Below are 14,062 nucleotides of genomic sequence, written 5' to 3' on the forward strand. Positions count from 1 at the left end.
TATGACCTGAGTGCTTTTATTGATGATTATGCAATGAATGCTGGTTTCTGTTAGATGGCGTGATGTTTGTTTAGGGCTGAAATGAAGAACCACGCCCTGAGGCGTGGCTCTGAATCAGATCACATCGATTTCGTCGACGGAAGGGTAAATCCAGCTTGGCCGGAACGGCATGGAGTCGATATCGTCGAGCGTCGATACGCCAGAGAGGACCAGTATTGTCTCAAGACCCGCCTGGAATCCGGCCAGAATATCGGTGCGCAGGTTGTCGCCGACAATCACGGTTTCCTCTGAATGGGCCTGCATTTTGTTCAGTGCAGCGCGAATGATCCACGGACTCGGCTTACCAACAAAAAACGGCTTACGACCGGATATTTTTTCGATACCCGCGCAGAGTGCACCGCACGCCGGGTAAAAACCACGGCCATGGGTATCCGGGTTGGTGGCGATGAAACGCGCGCCGTTGGCGACGAAGTACGATGCTTTATGCATCATCTCCCAGTTATAGGAACGCGTTTCGCCCACAATCACAAAGTCCGGGTTCACATCGGTGATGGTAAAACCTGCTTTATACAGCTCGTGGATCAGCGCACCTTCACCGACCACGTAGGCTTTTTTGCCTTCCTGACGCTTCAGGAAATCTGCAGTCGCCATTGCAGAGGTATAAAACACGCTGTCCGGCACGTCGACGCCTGCGGTGGCGAAGCGGTTTGCCAGATCCTGACCAGTCTGGGAAGGGTAGTTCGTGAGCAGAACCAGTGGCATTCCTTTGTCGATGATGCGGTGAAGAAACTCCGCAGCACCCGGCACGGCAACGTTATCGTGCATCAGCACGCCGTCGATATCACAAATTACATTCTTAATGGTCATGGACTTTCCGACATCAAAAAAAGAAGGCGTTACTATAAGACCCGATCAACTTTCCAGCAAATGTTGCAGCAGAATACCGTTGAGCATGGCGCGTTTCACCAGGGCAAAGGCACCAATGGCTGAGCGATGATCCAGCGTTGAGCGCACCACCGGTAAATTCTGACGAAACGCTTTCAGCGCCTGGGTGTTAATGCAGCCTTCAATCGCGGGCAATAGCACTTTTTCGGCTTCGACTATTTCGCCAGCAATCACCACTTTTTGCGGGTTAAACAGGTTGATGGCAATGGCAATGGTTTTACCCAGATGCCGTCCTACCTGCTCGATCACTTCGCAGGCCAGCGCGTCACCTTTGTTGGCGGCCTTGCAGATGGCACCGATCTTACAGTCATCCAGCGTCACGCGGCTTTGGTAGCCCTGTTCCAGCAGATGTCGGACCCGATGTTCAATCGCCGCGTTAGCGGCAACGGTTTCGAGGCAGCCAAAGTTTCCGCAGTGACAACGTTCGCCAAGCGGCTCGACCTGAATGTGGCCGATCTCGCCCACGTTGCCGTTGCGACCGATAAAAATCCGCCCGTTAGAAATAATCCCTGCGCCCGTACCACGGTGAACGCGCACCAGAATAGAGTCTTCACAGTCCTGGCTCGCACCAAAGTAGTGCTCTGCCAGCGCCAGCGAGCGGATATCGTGACCGACAAAGCAGGTCACCTTAAAGCGCTTTTCCAGCGCGTCGACCAGCCCCCAGTTCTCCACCTGAATATGCGGCATGTAGCGAATGACGCCGCTTTCAGGGTCGACCAGGCCCGGCAGGATCACCGAGATGGCAATGAGTTCGCGGATCTTGCGCTGACAGCTTTCGATAAACAGCGCAATGGTATTCAGCAGCGCGTGTTCCAGCGTCTCCTGGGTACGCTCCGGAAGCGGGTAGTGCTCTTCAGCGATGGCTTTGCTGCTCAGATCGTAAAGCGTAAGCGTGGTGTCATGGCGACCAAGACGGACGCCAATGGCCTGAAAATTGCGGGTTTCGGTGATAATGGAGATCGCGCGGCGACCCCCGGTGGAGGCCTGCTGATCGACTTCTTTGATCAGGCCGCGCTCAATAAGCTGACGTGTAATTTTTGTCACGCTGGCGGGAGCAAGCTGGCTTTGTTCGGCTATCTGAATGCGCGAGATTGGCCCGTGTTGGTCAATCAGGCGATAAACTGCCGCGCTGTTAAGTTGTTTAACGAGATCGACATTACCGATTTGAGCTTGTCCGCCTGGTGTCATACTTTTACTTACTCAGTGACGACCTCGTTACCATTAACGATGGTCTTAATAATTTTATAATCGTGTGTGAATGCCGTCAGGTTTGCAACCATACCCGGTGCAATGCCGCCCAGCTGTTTATCTACGCCCATTGCGCGCGCCGGATAAAGCGTTGCCATACGCAGCACTTCATCAAGTGCGATGCCGCAATGCTCAACCAGGTTACGCACCCCTTCGATCATCGTCAGGGCAGAACCGCTCAGCGTGCCATTCTCATCCACACACAGTCCATTACGGTAGTATATTGTTTTACCAGCAAAAATGAACTGGTCAATATTTGCCCCTGCCGGTGCGGTTGCATCCGTCACCAGGCACAGCTTGTCACCTTTCAGACGTTTAGCGTTGCGGATGTTGGTGTAATCGACGTGCAAGCCATCAGCAATAATGCCGCAATAGACGTCTGGCTCATCCAGAATAGCCCCAACCAGCCCCGGTTCACGGCCGGTGATATACGGCATGGCGTTGTACAGGTGGGTCGCAAACGTAATGCCTGCGCGGAAACCGGCTTTCGCTTCTTTCAGCGTGGCGTTTGAGTGGCCCGCTGAAACCACAATCCCGGCGGCAGCCAGTTTGCTGATGACGTCAGTGCCGGTCATCTCAGGTGCCAGCGTCACTTTGGTGATCACGTCGGCGTTGGCGCACAGGTAATCAACCAGCCCGGTATCCGGCTTACGCACGTAGTTCGGGTTGTGGGTGCCTTTCTTGACCATGTTCAGCCATGGTCCTTCAAGGTGCAGGCCCAGCGCCTGATTCGGATGTTTTGCCAGGTATTCACGCATTACGCGGATACCCTGTTTCATCAGGTCATCGCTGCTGGTAATCAGGGTTGGCAGATAGCTGGTACAGCCCGATTTTTCGTTGGCTTTCTGCATGATTTCCAGCGTTTCGACCGTCACCGCTTCAGCAGTATCGTTAAACTGCACACCGCCGCAACCGTTAAGCTGAACGTCGATAAAACCGGGGGAGATCGTTGCTCCATTGAGTGAGCGCTGTTCTATCTCCGGCGGCAGTTCGGCCAGCGGGCAAACACGTTCAATCAGGCCATTCGCGATCACAATCGCATGGTCATCCAGAATTTCATGGCCGGTATAAATCCGACCGTGGGTTAAAGCGTACATAACGACCCCCGGTTTAAAAAATGCGACCGCCTCTGCATAAAGAGGCGGTAATTCAATTACAGACCTTTGATGCTCTCAGCTTCTAACTCGTTGAAGTATTTCAGCGTTTTCACTTTCAGTTCCATCGTGGACGGTTCGTCACACACGATGACTGATTTCGGATGCAGCTGCAGGCAACTGATGGTCCACATGTGATTAACGTTGCCTTCAACGGCTGCCTGGAGCGCCTGCGCTTTCACGCCGCCCAGCACCAGAATCATCACCTCTTCGGCATCCAGCAGGGTGCCCACGCCAACGGTCAGGGCGTATTTTGGAACCTGATTTACGTCGCCGTCAAAGAAACGGGAGTTTGCCACGCGGGTGTCATGGGTCAGCGTTTTAATACGGGTACGGGAAGCCAGAGAGGATGCAGGCTCGTTAAACGCGATATGACCATCGTTACCCACGCCACCCATGAAGAGATGGATTTTGCCGTAAGAGCGGATTTTTTCTTCATACTGACGGCATTCTGCGTCAATATCAGGCGCATTACCATTCAGCAGGTTAATGTTTTCCGCCGGGATATCAACGTGATCAAAGAAATTGCGGTGCATAAAGCTGTGGTAGCTTTCAGGATGTTCCTTTGGCAGGCCAACATATTCGTCCATGTTGAACGTCACAACATGTTTGAAGCTAACCTGGCCCGCTTTGTGCATTTCAACCAGAGCTTTGTAAGCTGTCAGTGGCGTACCACCGGTTGGAAGACCCAGTACGAAAGGGCGATCTGCAGTCGGTTTGAACGCATTAATGCGGTTAACGATATGGCGAGCGGCCCATTTACCGACTTGTTCAGCAGTTGCCAGGGGAATCAGTCTCATTGTTCACCTCAAGAGTTAAAGTAAAAGTGTGGGCGGATGACAGCGGAACCTGATACTTAAGCGTAACCTGGAAACTTTCAGGCCGGATCAATCCGTCTTGATTTTTTGAATGATAAAATAAGTTTTCGCTGTTAGCCAGTGAAAGGGAGGGTTATTAACGATATTTGGTGACAAAAATCACAAAAAGTACGCGTTTAATTTGCGATACGAATTAATTTTTCACACACTCACAATGCCAGTGAATCATCAACCGTATCTATAGGTTAGTGACACAATAAAAACACAGCTGAGAATGTGCCTTAAATGGGGTCTCATAGGGGGAAGAAAGTGAGTATTCTAGGTTATTTACAAAAGGTTGGCCGCGCGCTTATGGTGCCGGTCGCCACGCTGCCAGCGGCAGCGATATTAATGGGTGTCGGTTACTGGATTGACCCGGTTGGCTGGGGTGGGGACAATGCATTAGCGGCGTTCTTCATTAAGTCCGGTTCTGCCATCATCGACAACATGTCTGTACTGTTTGCCATTGGTGTGGCTTATGGTATGTCCAAAGATAAAGACGGTGCTGCGGCGCTGACAGGCTTCGTGGGCTTCCTGGTGTTGACCACGCTCTGTTCTCCGGCTGCGGTTTCCATGATCCAGAAGATCCCGGCGGACCAGGTTCCGGCCGCGTTCGGTAAGATCAGCAACCAGTTCGTGGGTATCCTCGTCGGTATTATCTCTGCGGAATTGTACAACCGCTTCAGCAGTGTCGAGCTGCCTAAAGCGCTGTCGTTCTTCAGCGGTCGCCGTCTGGTGCCGATTCTGACCTCTTTCGTGATGATCTTCGTTGCGTTCATCCTGATGTACATCTGGCCGGTGATCTTCGACGGTCTGGTGAACTTTGGTGAACACATCCAGAAACTGGGTTCTGTCGGTGCGGGCGTGTACGCGTTCTTCAACCGTCTGCTGATCCCGGTTGGTCTGCACCATGCGCTGAACTCCGTATTCTGGTTCGACGTTGCCGGTATTAACGATATTCCTAACTTCCTGGGTGGCGCTCAGTCCATCGAAGCCGGTAAAGCGGTTGTCGGTATCACGGGCCGTTACCAGGCGGGCTTCTTCCCAATCATGATGTTCGGCCTGCCGGGTGCAGCGCTGGCTATCTACCACTGTGCGCGTCCTGAGAACAAAGCAAAAGTGCTGGGTATCATGATGGCCGGTGCATTTGCCGCCTTCTTTACCGGGATCACCGAGCCGCTGGAATTCTCCTTCATGTTCGTTGCTCCGGTTCTGTATGTGATCCACGCCGTGCTGACCGGTATCTCCGTGTTCATCGCCGCAAGCATGCAGTGGATTGCGGGCTTCGGCTTCAGCGCGGGTCTGGTGGATATGGTGCTTTCTTCCCGTAACCCGCTGGCAACGCACTGGTGGATGCTGATCCCACAAGGTCTGGTGTTCTTCGTTATTTACTATGTTGTGTTCCGTTTCACCATCACCAAATTCAACCTGATGACGCCGGGCCGTGAGCTGGCTGTAGCCGGTAGCGAAGCGGATGGTCAGGACGTGAATGTGAGCGTGGATAAAGACCAGGACGTAGCAGGTCTGGCGCGTCAGTACATTGCTGCGGTAGGCGGTTCTGACAACCTGACCGGTATTGATGCCTGTATCACCCGTCTGCGTCTGAACGTGAAAGACTCTTCCCTGGTGAACGAAGCACTGGCAAAACGTCTGGGCGCATCTGGTGTTATCCGTCTGAACAAAACCAGCGTGCAGATTATCGTGGGCTTTGTGGCAGAAAAAATTGCTAACGCCATGAAAACCACCGGCCCGGTAGCCGCTGCGGAAGCGTCTGCAGCGCCTGCTGCTGCACCAACTGCGGCAAAACCACAGGCTGTGCCAAATGCAACGACCATCGCCGCGCTGGTTTCTCCAGTTACCGGTGAGGTGGTTGCCATCGAACAGGTGCCTGACGAAGCGTTTGCCAGCAAAGCGGTGGGTGACGGTGTGGCTGTGAAACCAACGGATAAAACCGTGGTGTCCCCGGCAGCCGGGACTATCGTGAAAATCTTCAACACCAACCACGCGTTCTGCCTCGAAACTGAAAAAGGCGCGGAGATCGTTGTCCACATGGGCATTGATACCGTGGCACTGAACGGTCAGGGCTTTACCCGCCTGGTGGAAGAGGGCGCGGAAGTGGTCGCAGGCCAGCCGATTCTGGAAATGGATCTGGACTTCCTGAACGCCAACGCGCGCTCCATGATTAGCCCGGTGGTATGCAGCAACATCGACGACTTCAGCGGCCTGGTGATTCAGGCGAAAGGCGAGGTGGTTGCGGGTCAAACGCCACTGTATGAGATTAAAGGCAAGTAATCGCTCCTGAGTAGAGTCATGCCTTAAGCGGCGGGGGAGATCCTCCGCCGCTTTTTTTTGCAGCAAATGCCCCCATTATTTTCTCAAGAGCCGTTTTAAGGGTTGTCACTACGTCCGGCTTATAAGATCATATGCCGTTATACGTTGTTTACGCTTTGAGGAATCCACGATGAGTGAGGCAGAAGCCCGCCCGAGTAACTTTATTCGTCAGATCATCGATGAAGATCTGGCCAGTGGTAAGCACACCACAGTGCATACGCGTTTCCCGCCGGAGCCGAATGGCTACCTGCATATCGGGCACGCAAAATCGATCTGCCTGAACTTTGGTATTGCGCAAGACTACCAGGGCCAGTGCAACCTGCGTTTCGATGACACCAACCCAGTAAAAGAAGACATCGAATACGTTGAGTCCATCAAGAATGACGTGCAATGGCTGGGCTTCAACTGGTCTGGTGATATCTGCTACTCCTCTGACTATTTTGATCAGCTGTATGCCTACGCGGTTGAACTGATCAACAAAGGTCTGGCGTATGTCGACGAACTCTCTGCAGATGAGATCCGCGAATACCGTGGTTCACTGACCGCGCCGGGTAAAAACAGCCCGTACCGCGATCGCAGCGTGGAAGAGAACCTGGCGCTGTTTGAAAAAATGCGTGCCGGTGGCTTCGAAGAAGGCAAAGCGTGCCTGCGTGCCAAAATCGACATGGCGTCTCCGTTTATCGTGATGCGCGATCCGGTGCTGTACCGCATTAAGTTTGCAGAACACCACCAGACCGGGAACAAGTGGTGCATCTACCCGATGTACGACTTCACCCACTGCATCAGCGATGCGCTGGAGGGCATTACGCACTCCCTGTGTACGCTGGAGTTCCAGGACAACCGTCGTCTGTACGACTGGGTGCTGGATAACATCACCATTCCTGTGCATCCGCGTCAGTACGAGTTCTCTCGTCTGAATCTGGAATACACCGTGATGTCCAAGCGTAAGCTGAACCTGCTGGTGACCGACAAGCACGTTGAAGGCTGGGACGACCCACGTATGCCGACCATCTCCGGTCTGCGTCGCCGTGGTTATACCTCTGCCTCTATTCGTGAGTTCTGCAAGCGTATCGGCGTCACCAAACAGGACAACACCATTGAGATCGCGTCTCTGGAGTCCTGCATTCGTGAAGACCTGAACGAAAACGCGCCGCGTGCAATGGCCGTTATCGACCCGGTGAAACTGGTTATCGAAAACTACCCGCAGGGTGAGAGCGAGCTGGTTTCCATGCCTAACCATCCGAGCAAGCCAGAGATGGGAACGCGCGATGTGCCGTTCAGCGGTGAGATCTGGATCGATCGTGCTGACTTCCGCGAAGAAGCGAACAAACAGTACAAGCGTCTGGTGCTGGGCAAAGAAGTGCGTCTGCGTAACGCCTACGTGATCAAAGCCGAGCGCGTGGAGAAAGATGCAGAAGGGAATATCACTACCATCTTCTGTACTTACGATGCCGACACGTTGAGCAAAGATCCCGCCGATGGCCGTAAAGTGAAAGGCGTTATCCACTGGGTAAGCGCGACGCATGCGCTGCCAGTTGAGATTCGTCTGTACGATCGTCTGTTCAGCGTGCCTAACCCTGGTGCTGCGGAAGACTTCCTGGCGACCATCAATCCGGAATCACTGGTGATCAAACAGGGTTATGCGGAACCGTCCCTGAAAGCGGCCGAAGCCGGTAAAGCGTTCCAGTTTGAACGCGAAGGTTACTTCTGCCTGGACAGCCGTCACAGCACCGCTGAGAAACCGGTATTTAACCGTACCGTCGGCCTGCGTGATACCTGGGCGAAGATTGGCGAATAATATCGCAGCCGTGGTCAATGAGAAACAAACGCCGCTTATCGCGGCGTTTTTTTATTTAACGATCATGCTGTTAAAGCCGTACATAAATATTGCAGGTCAAAATATCTGGTCAATGTGGTGCTACTTATTTTTTTAAAAAAAGTTTTTATTTTTGCGAAAATGCTTAAGGCTCAACAATACGGGCTTACTTCAGGCGTTACTCACTGAAATATATTGTTTTCCCCCCGCCAATCCTCGCTTTCTGATAAATGTTACAAAGCACTACGAATTATGTGCACTTCGTCATAATCCTGACTTTTGCCCACTGAAAAGCGTTGATAATTCGCGTCGCGAAAAATAACCTAAAGACGGTAGTTAATTCGAGGGTATTTATAACTGCCCCTGACCATCAGGTCTTTTATATTTCCGCCGTTTTAGGCGTTTTAATTCGTCAAAGAGGAATAATCTATGCGTACGTTCAGTGGCAAACGTAGTGCGCTGGCGCTGGCTATCGCCGGTGTGACAGCAATGTCGGGCCTGGTGGTTGCACCAGAGGCAAAAGCAGCAGGTTTTATCGAAGATTCTACCCTTACGGGCGGGATCTATTACTGGCAGCGTGAACGTGACCGTAAAGACGTCACTGAAGACAAATACAAAACCAACCTTTCTCACTCCACCTGGAACGCCAACCTGGATTTCCAGTCGGGTTATGCGGCGGATATGTTCGGTCTGGATATTGCTGCATTCACCGCCATTGAAATGGCCGAAAACGGCGACAGCGGTCACCCGAACGAAATTGCATTCTCCTCCAGCAACAAAGCCTATGATGAAGACTGGTCCGGGGATAAAAGCGGTATCAGCCTGTATAAGGCAGCAGCGAAATTCAAATATGGCCCGGTATGGGCGCGTGGTGGTTATATTCAGCCAACTGGTCAGACACTGTTAGCCCCGCACTGGAGCTTTATGCCAGGGACCTATCAGGGTGCTGAAGCTGGCGCTAATTTTGATTACGGCGATGCGGGTGCGTTGAGCTTCTCCTATATGTGGACCAACGAGTACAAAGCACCGTGGCACATCGAAATGGACAAGTTCTACCAGAACGATAAAAAGACCAAAGTGGAATATCTCCACTCGCTGGGCGCGAAGTATGATTTCAAGAACGATCTGGTACTTGAAGCTGCATTCGGTCAGGCTGAAGGCTATATCGATCAATATTTTGCCAAAGCCAGCTACAAATTTGATATCGCGGGTAGCCCGCTGAGCACCAGCTATCAGTTCTACGGTACGCGTGATAAAGCCAGCAACGGCACCGTCAATGATATTTACGACGGCACCGCATGGCTGCAGGCGCTGACTTTCGGCTATAAGGTCGGCCAGGTTGATTTACGTCTGGAAGGGACATGGGTGAAAGCAGAAGGGCAGCAGGGCTACTTCCTGCAGCGTATGACCCCAACCTACGCCTCCTCTAACGCTCGTCTGGATATCTGGTGGGATAACCGCTCCGACTTCAACGCCGACGGCGAAAAAGCGGTCTTCTTCGGCGCGATGTATGACCTGAAAAACTGGAACCTGCCAGGCTGGGCAGTGGGTGCCTCTTACGCTTACGCCTGGGACGCGAAGCCTGCGGATATGGCAACACCGGATGCGTACTACGATCCAAACTACCGTCTGAAAGAGTCCTCCTACAGTCTGGATGCCATCTATACCCTGCAGGAGGGGCGTGCGAAAGGCACCATGTTCAAACTGCACTTCACGCAGTACGACAACCATTCTGATATCCCAAGCTATGCGGGCGGTTACGGCAACATCTTCCAGGATGAACGTGACGTGAAATTTATGGTTATCGCGCCATTCACTATCTTCTGATGAACGCTCCGGCGGGCTGAGTCCCGCCGGGATGGAGACTGAACATGATGAAAAAAATTATCGTCGTCGCGTTGCTGGCATCAGGGCTGGCGGCATGCGCTCAGCCTCAGGCACCGAAAGAGGATTCGCGTCTTAAAGAAGCGTATAGCGCCTGTATCAATACCGCTGAGGGATCGCCGGATAAAATCGAAGCCTGCCAGAGCGTGCTGAATGTGCTTAAGAAAGAGAAAGCGCATGAACAGTTTGCGACGCAGGAAAACATTCGCGTGATGGATTACCAGGCCTGTATTCAGGCACGTAAAACGGGTAACGATCAGGAAGTGGCGAAGCGTTGCGATAAAATCTGGCAGGAGATCCGCAGCAACAACAACTAATAAGCCGTTTTTACGCCCGGTGGCGCTGCGCTTACGGGACCTGCAAAGGTGTCACAGCCCGTAGGCCCGGTAAGCGCAGCGCCACCGGGCTTTTTATTGCCATAAAACAGGCAAAAAAAAGCCAACCTTTCGGCTGGCTCAGAGTATAAACACTACTTTATTTCGCATCGTGCGCATGTTCATCTTCGCGGCAATCGCCTTCTGCACAGTGACCATACAGGTACAGGCTGTGGTTGGTCAGGCGAATGCCATGACGAGCGGCAATTTCACGCTGGCGCGCTTCGATAGAATCATCGCTAAATTCAATGACCTTGCCGCAATCGAGGCAGATCAGGTGATCGTGGTGGTGCTGCTGGGTCAGTTCGAAAACAGATTTACCGCCTTCGAAATTATGACGGGTGACAATGCCCGCGTCATCGAACTGGTTCAGCACGCGATAAACGGTTGCCAGCCCAATCTCTTCACCCATGTCGATAAGACGCTTGTAAAGGTCTTCCGCACTGACATGGTGATTGTCTGGCCCCTGAAGCACTTCAAGGATTTTTAACCGAGGAAGCGTAACTTTCAGGCCAGCCTTCTTTAATGCGGTATTGTTGTCAGTCATGCGGAATCTGTCCTGTTGCTAAACGATTCACTTCTAAAGAAGAAGTGACAGAAAATGCACTTGGGATGATGCGTCTCATTATAGAACTGCCATGGCTAAATGAAAACTGCAAGTCTCAAGCAAAGTATGCTTATAAAAACGTGGTATCACCAACAAACTTGTTCGATGGCACCCACTTTTTACCGGGGGATATTGTACAGGTCTGAGCGAAAAAGTTAAAAGTTTGTAGCAATTAATTTAATCGGTTTTACCTGGAAACGGGCGCAACCGGAGTCGCGCCGCAGAGAAATCAGGCGTTAAGAATGTCGTCCAGATTCAGTTCTTCGCGGACCTGCTTAACCCATTTCTCAACACGCTCAGCCGTCAGTTCTGGCTGGCGGTCCTCGTCAATAGCCAGGCCAACGAAGTGATCGTCGTCTGCCAGGCCTTTAGAGGCTTCAAAGTGATAGCCTGCCGTTGGCCAGTGACCCACAATAGCCGCACCGCGTGGTTCAATGATGTCGCGGATAGTGCCCAGCGCGTCACAGAAATACTCAGCGTAGTCTTCCTGATCGCCACAGCCGAACAGGGCAACCAGTTTGCCGTTGAAATCCACTTCTTCCAGGGTTGGGAAGAAATCGTCCCAGTCACACTGCGCTTCACCGTAATACCAGGTCGGGATACCCAGCAGCAGGATGTCATAGCCCTCGAGATCTTCTTTGCTGCTCTTGGCGATGTCATGCACATCGGCAACGTCTTTACCGAGCTGTTTTTGAATGTTTTTTGCGATATTTTCGGTATTGCCGGTATCACTGCCGAAGAAAATGCCGATAATTGCCATGAGTAAAATAACCTCTTGAAACTTAATGGTATGGTGGCGCAATTTGTCCACGGATAAGGGCAATAATAGCAGAACTGGCAACCCTGCGGAAACAGCTATCGCGCAGGACTGCACTCTGTGCTACATGAAAAGGGTGATAAAGGGGATTTTCAGACTTATGCCTTGCTGTGCATCATCTCAAGTTGAGCAATTAACATCTCTTCAATCAGCTCGCTGCGGCTGATGTCACGGGCGTTCGCCAGCGCATTAAGCGCATCGACGGCATCGGCGTTGAGCTTCAGTTCGACACGCTTAAGCCCACGATTTTTATCGCGTTTAAGCTGATTGCGTTTATTAATACGCAGCTGTTCATCGCGCGAAAGCGGATTCGTCTTGGGTCGTCCCGGTCGACGCTCATTCGCGAACAGATCTAGTGTCGTGCGGTCCGTTTGTTCTTTGGCCATGATTCTGAGACTTCGGGGAAAACAAGCCGCCCTGCTAATGCCCAGGCGATAAGCGCGCCATCATACATCACGGAAAACGGCACGCCAACGACTGGAAGCCCGTAGCCTTCCAGTCGCTCTCTTTTTAATCAATTTTCCGTATCAGTAAGATAGCGGCGGATAGCACGCAATACGGCGTCAGGTTTTTCGGCATGAACCCAGTGTCCGGCACTGGCAATCACATGGGCGCGAGCCTGTGGGAATTGTGCCAGCAGCGTGTCGCGGTACGCGTCGGTGACGTAAGGAGAGTTACCGCCACGGATAAAGAGGGTAGGGTGCGGCCAGGCGGGGACAGTTTCCCAGCCCACGATATTATTGTACTGGTCCCACAGCACTGGTACGTTAAAACGCCATTGCCCCTCAACAAATGATTTCAGCAGGAACTGAACCACACCTTCTTCATCCAGATGCTCGCGCATAATGGCCGCAGCCTGCTGGCGAGTAGAGACACCGGCGTCGGTTACCGCATTGATCGCGGCAAAAATTTCGTCGTGGCGACGCACGTCGTAATTCACAGGCGCAACATCTATGACGACCAGGCCAGTTATTCGTTCCGGTGCCAGCGCGGTTAACGCCATGACCGCTTTGCCACCCATTGAATGCCCAATCAGCGTCACCTTCTGCAGGTTGTGGTCATCCAGCGTATCGAGCAGATCCTGCGCCATCGCTGCGTAGGTCATCTCCTCTGAACGCCCGGAAAGACCGTGATTTCGCATATCGACCTGCAAAATATCGTGGTCGGTAACTAAATCGCGTGCCAGGACGCCCAGGTTATCCAGGCTGCCAAAAAGCCCGTGAACCAGGACGACGGGAGAATTATTGTTCGGCGATTGTGCAGATTGCGCTCGGGAATTCAATTTCATGGCAAAGTTCTTTTTTTACGTATGTCAGGTTAGGGTATCATGTTGACCATTCTGCCGCCCGGCTGCAAGAATCCAGTTTAATCTGACTTTTGCCGCCAACCTGGTTTGACGCTATCCGCTGTTGGGATTTGACCTTATAATCCCAACGACTTGTATTCAGATAAGATATCGCACTGGATTAAGATGAAAACAATCGAAGTTGATGACGAACTCTATCAGTATATCGCCAGCCAGACGCGGCATATCGGGGAGAGCGCGTCCGACATTTTACGGCGCATGCTTAAAATTTCCGCCGCTTCACAGCCTGCTACTCCAGCCACAAAAGATGTCGTGTCTCAGCCGAGCGTTGTTGCACAGGCAAAACCTGCCGTGACGCCAGCAAAAGATAAAGTGCGCGCGATGCGCGAGCTGTTGCTGTCTGACGAATATGCAGAGCAGAAAAAGGCGGTTAACCGCTTTATGCTGGTGCTGTCTACACTCTATTCACTGGATAACAACGCGTTTGCTGAAGCGACCGAGTCGCTGCATGGTCGTACTCGCGTTTATTTCGCGGGCGACGAGCAAACGCTGCTGCAAAATGGCAATCAAACCAAACCTAAACATGTTCCCGGCACGCCGTACTGGGTCATCACCAATACCAACACGGGCCGCAAGTGCAGCATGGTTGAACACATCATGCAGTCCATGCAGTTCCCGGCGGAATTGATTGAAAAGGTTTGCGGTACAATTTAACCCTTGCAT

At 52.3% G+C, this 14,062-nt stretch carries 13 protein-coding genes; 5 read left to right on the plus strand and 8 right to left on the minus strand.

Annotated features, from left to right (window positions below):
• Positions 1-114: 114 nt before the first annotated feature.
• The 4 genes from nagD to nagB are packed head-to-tail and all read right to left on the minus strand — an operon-like array spanning position 115 to position 4,147.
• On the minus strand, positions 115-867 hold the full coding sequence (gene nagD, locus EoCCA6_RS18390; protein WP_152083868.1) for a ribonucleotide monophosphatase NagD: 753 nt from the start codon (positions 865-867) through the stop codon (positions 115-117).
• A gap of 45 nt (positions 868-912) precedes the next feature.
• A complete protein-coding gene (gene nagC / locus EoCCA6_RS18395) occupies positions 913-2,133 on the minus strand; it encodes a DNA-binding transcriptional regulator NagC (protein ID WP_152083869.1) in 1,221 nt (406 codons plus the stop codon).
• An 8-nt stretch (positions 2,134-2,141) separates the two neighbouring features.
• Complete coding sequence (gene nagA / locus EoCCA6_RS18400) at positions 2,142-3,290, minus strand: N-acetylglucosamine-6-phosphate deacetylase (protein ID WP_152083870.1); 1,149 nt, start codon at positions 3,288-3,290, stop codon at positions 2,142-2,144.
• A gap of 56 nt (positions 3,291-3,346) precedes the next feature.
• Positions 3,347-4,147 carry a glucosamine-6-phosphate deaminase gene (gene nagB / locus EoCCA6_RS18405; protein ID WP_152083871.1) on the minus strand — a complete coding sequence of 267 codons (801 nt, stop codon included), beginning with the start codon at positions 4,145-4,147 and terminating at the stop codon, positions 3,347-3,349.
• Positions 4,148-4,474: 327 nt separating this feature from the next.
• On the opposite strand from nagB, the gene nagE reads away from it, so the two are divergent.
• The 4 genes from nagE to chiQ all read left to right on the plus strand — a co-directional run bounded on the left by nagE (position 4,475) and on the right by chiQ (position 10,552).
• The gene (nagE, locus tag EoCCA6_RS18410; RefSeq protein WP_152083872.1) at positions 4,475-6,496 is read left to right on the plus strand and encodes an N-acetylglucosamine-specific PTS transporter subunit IIBC; all 2,022 of its coding nucleotides are present in this window, start codon (positions 4,475-4,477) and stop codon (positions 6,494-6,496) included.
• A gap of 169 nt (positions 6,497-6,665) precedes the next feature.
• The gene (gene glnS / locus EoCCA6_RS18415) at positions 6,666-8,333 is read left to right on the plus strand and encodes a glutamine--tRNA ligase (protein ID WP_152083873.1); all 1,668 of its coding nucleotides are present in this window, start codon (positions 6,666-6,668) and stop codon (positions 8,331-8,333) included.
• 447 nt (positions 8,334-8,780) lie between these two features.
• Positions 8,781-10,178: a chitoporin ChiP gene (gene chiP, locus EoCCA6_RS18420; RefSeq protein WP_152083874.1), complete on the plus strand. Its 1,398-nt coding sequence runs from the start codon at positions 8,781-8,783 to the stop codon at positions 10,176-10,178.
• 47 nt (positions 10,179-10,225) lie between these two features.
• Positions 10,226-10,552, plus strand: coding sequence for a ChiQ/YbfN family lipoprotein (chiQ, locus tag EoCCA6_RS18425; RefSeq protein WP_152084484.1), 327 nt, complete (start codon positions 10,226-10,228; stop codon positions 10,550-10,552).
• Between the two features lie 157 nt (positions 10,553-10,709).
• Here chiQ and fur read toward each other — a convergent pair whose 3' ends face one another.
• The 4 genes from fur to ybfF all read right to left on the minus strand — a co-directional run bounded on the left by fur (position 10,710) and on the right by ybfF (position 13,321).
• A complete protein-coding gene (gene fur, locus EoCCA6_RS18430; protein ID WP_152083875.1) occupies positions 10,710-11,156 on the minus strand; it encodes a ferric iron uptake transcriptional regulator in 447 nt (148 codons plus the stop codon).
• 289 nt (positions 11,157-11,445) lie between these two features.
• The gene (gene fldA / locus EoCCA6_RS18440; RefSeq protein ID WP_003858653.1) at positions 11,446-11,976 is read right to left on the minus strand and encodes a flavodoxin FldA; all 531 of its coding nucleotides are present in this window, start codon (positions 11,974-11,976) and stop codon (positions 11,446-11,448) included.
• A 155-nt stretch (positions 11,977-12,131) separates the two neighbouring features.
• The gene (gene ybfE, locus EoCCA6_RS18445; RefSeq protein ID WP_152083876.1) at positions 12,132-12,419 is read right to left on the minus strand and encodes a LexA regulated protein; all 288 of its coding nucleotides are present in this window, start codon (positions 12,417-12,419) and stop codon (positions 12,132-12,134) included.
• A 128-nt stretch (positions 12,420-12,547) separates the two neighbouring features.
• The gene (gene ybfF, locus EoCCA6_RS18450) at positions 12,548-13,321 is read right to left on the minus strand and encodes an esterase (RefSeq protein WP_152083877.1); all 774 of its coding nucleotides are present in this window, start codon (positions 13,319-13,321) and stop codon (positions 12,548-12,550) included.
• Positions 13,322-13,504: 183 nt separating this feature from the next.
• Here ybfF and seqA point away from each other — a divergent pair, with 183 nt between their 5' ends.
• Entirely contained in the window at positions 13,505-14,053 is a 549-nt protein-coding gene (gene seqA, locus EoCCA6_RS18455) for a replication initiation negative regulator SeqA (protein ID WP_152083878.1), read from the plus strand.
• Positions 14,054-14,062 lie beyond the last annotated feature (9 nt).

The sequence above is a fragment of the Enterobacter oligotrophicus genome, assembly GCF_009176645.1.
GTDB classification, from domain to species: Bacteria; Pseudomonadota; Gammaproteobacteria; order Enterobacterales; family Enterobacteriaceae; genus Enterobacter; species Enterobacter oligotrophicus.

Coding starts and splice junctions, on each gene's coding strand:
- ybfE (WP_152083876.1), bottom strand. CDS start 12,419: ATGGCCAAAGAACAAACGGACCGCACGACACTAGATCTGTTCGCGAAT.
- glnS (WP_152083873.1), top strand. CDS start 6,666: ATGAGTGAGGCAGAAGCCCGCCCGAGTAACTTTATTCGTCAGATCATC.
- nagD (WP_152083868.1), bottom strand. CDS start 867: ATGACCATTAAGAATGTAATTTGTGATATCGACGGCGTGCTGATGCAC.
- fldA (WP_003858653.1), bottom strand. CDS start 11,976: ATGGCAATTATCGGCATTTTCTTCGGCAGTGATACCGGCAATACCGAA.
- nagA (WP_152083870.1), bottom strand. CDS start 3,290: ATGTACGCTTTAACCCACGGTCGGATTTATACCGGCCATGAAATTCTG.
- chiP (WP_152083874.1), top strand. CDS start 8,781: ATGCGTACGTTCAGTGGCAAACGTAGTGCGCTGGCGCTGGCTATCGCC.
- fur (WP_152083875.1), bottom strand. CDS start 11,156: ATGACTGACAACAATACCGCATTAAAGAAGGCTGGCCTGAAAGTTACG.
- seqA (WP_152083878.1), top strand. CDS start 13,505: ATGAAAACAATCGAAGTTGATGACGAACTCTATCAGTATATCGCCAGC.
- nagC (WP_152083869.1), bottom strand. CDS start 2,133: ATGACACCAGGCGGACAAGCTCAAATCGGTAATGTCGATCTCGTTAAA.
- ybfF (WP_152083877.1), bottom strand. CDS start 13,321: ATGAAATTGAATTCCCGAGCGCAATCTGCACAATCGCCGAACAATAAT.
- chiQ (WP_152084484.1), top strand. CDS start 10,226: ATGAAAAAAATTATCGTCGTCGCGTTGCTGGCATCAGGGCTGGCGGCA.
- nagB (WP_152083871.1), bottom strand. CDS start 4,147: ATGAGACTGATTCCCCTGGCAACTGCTGAACAAGTCGGTAAATGGGCC.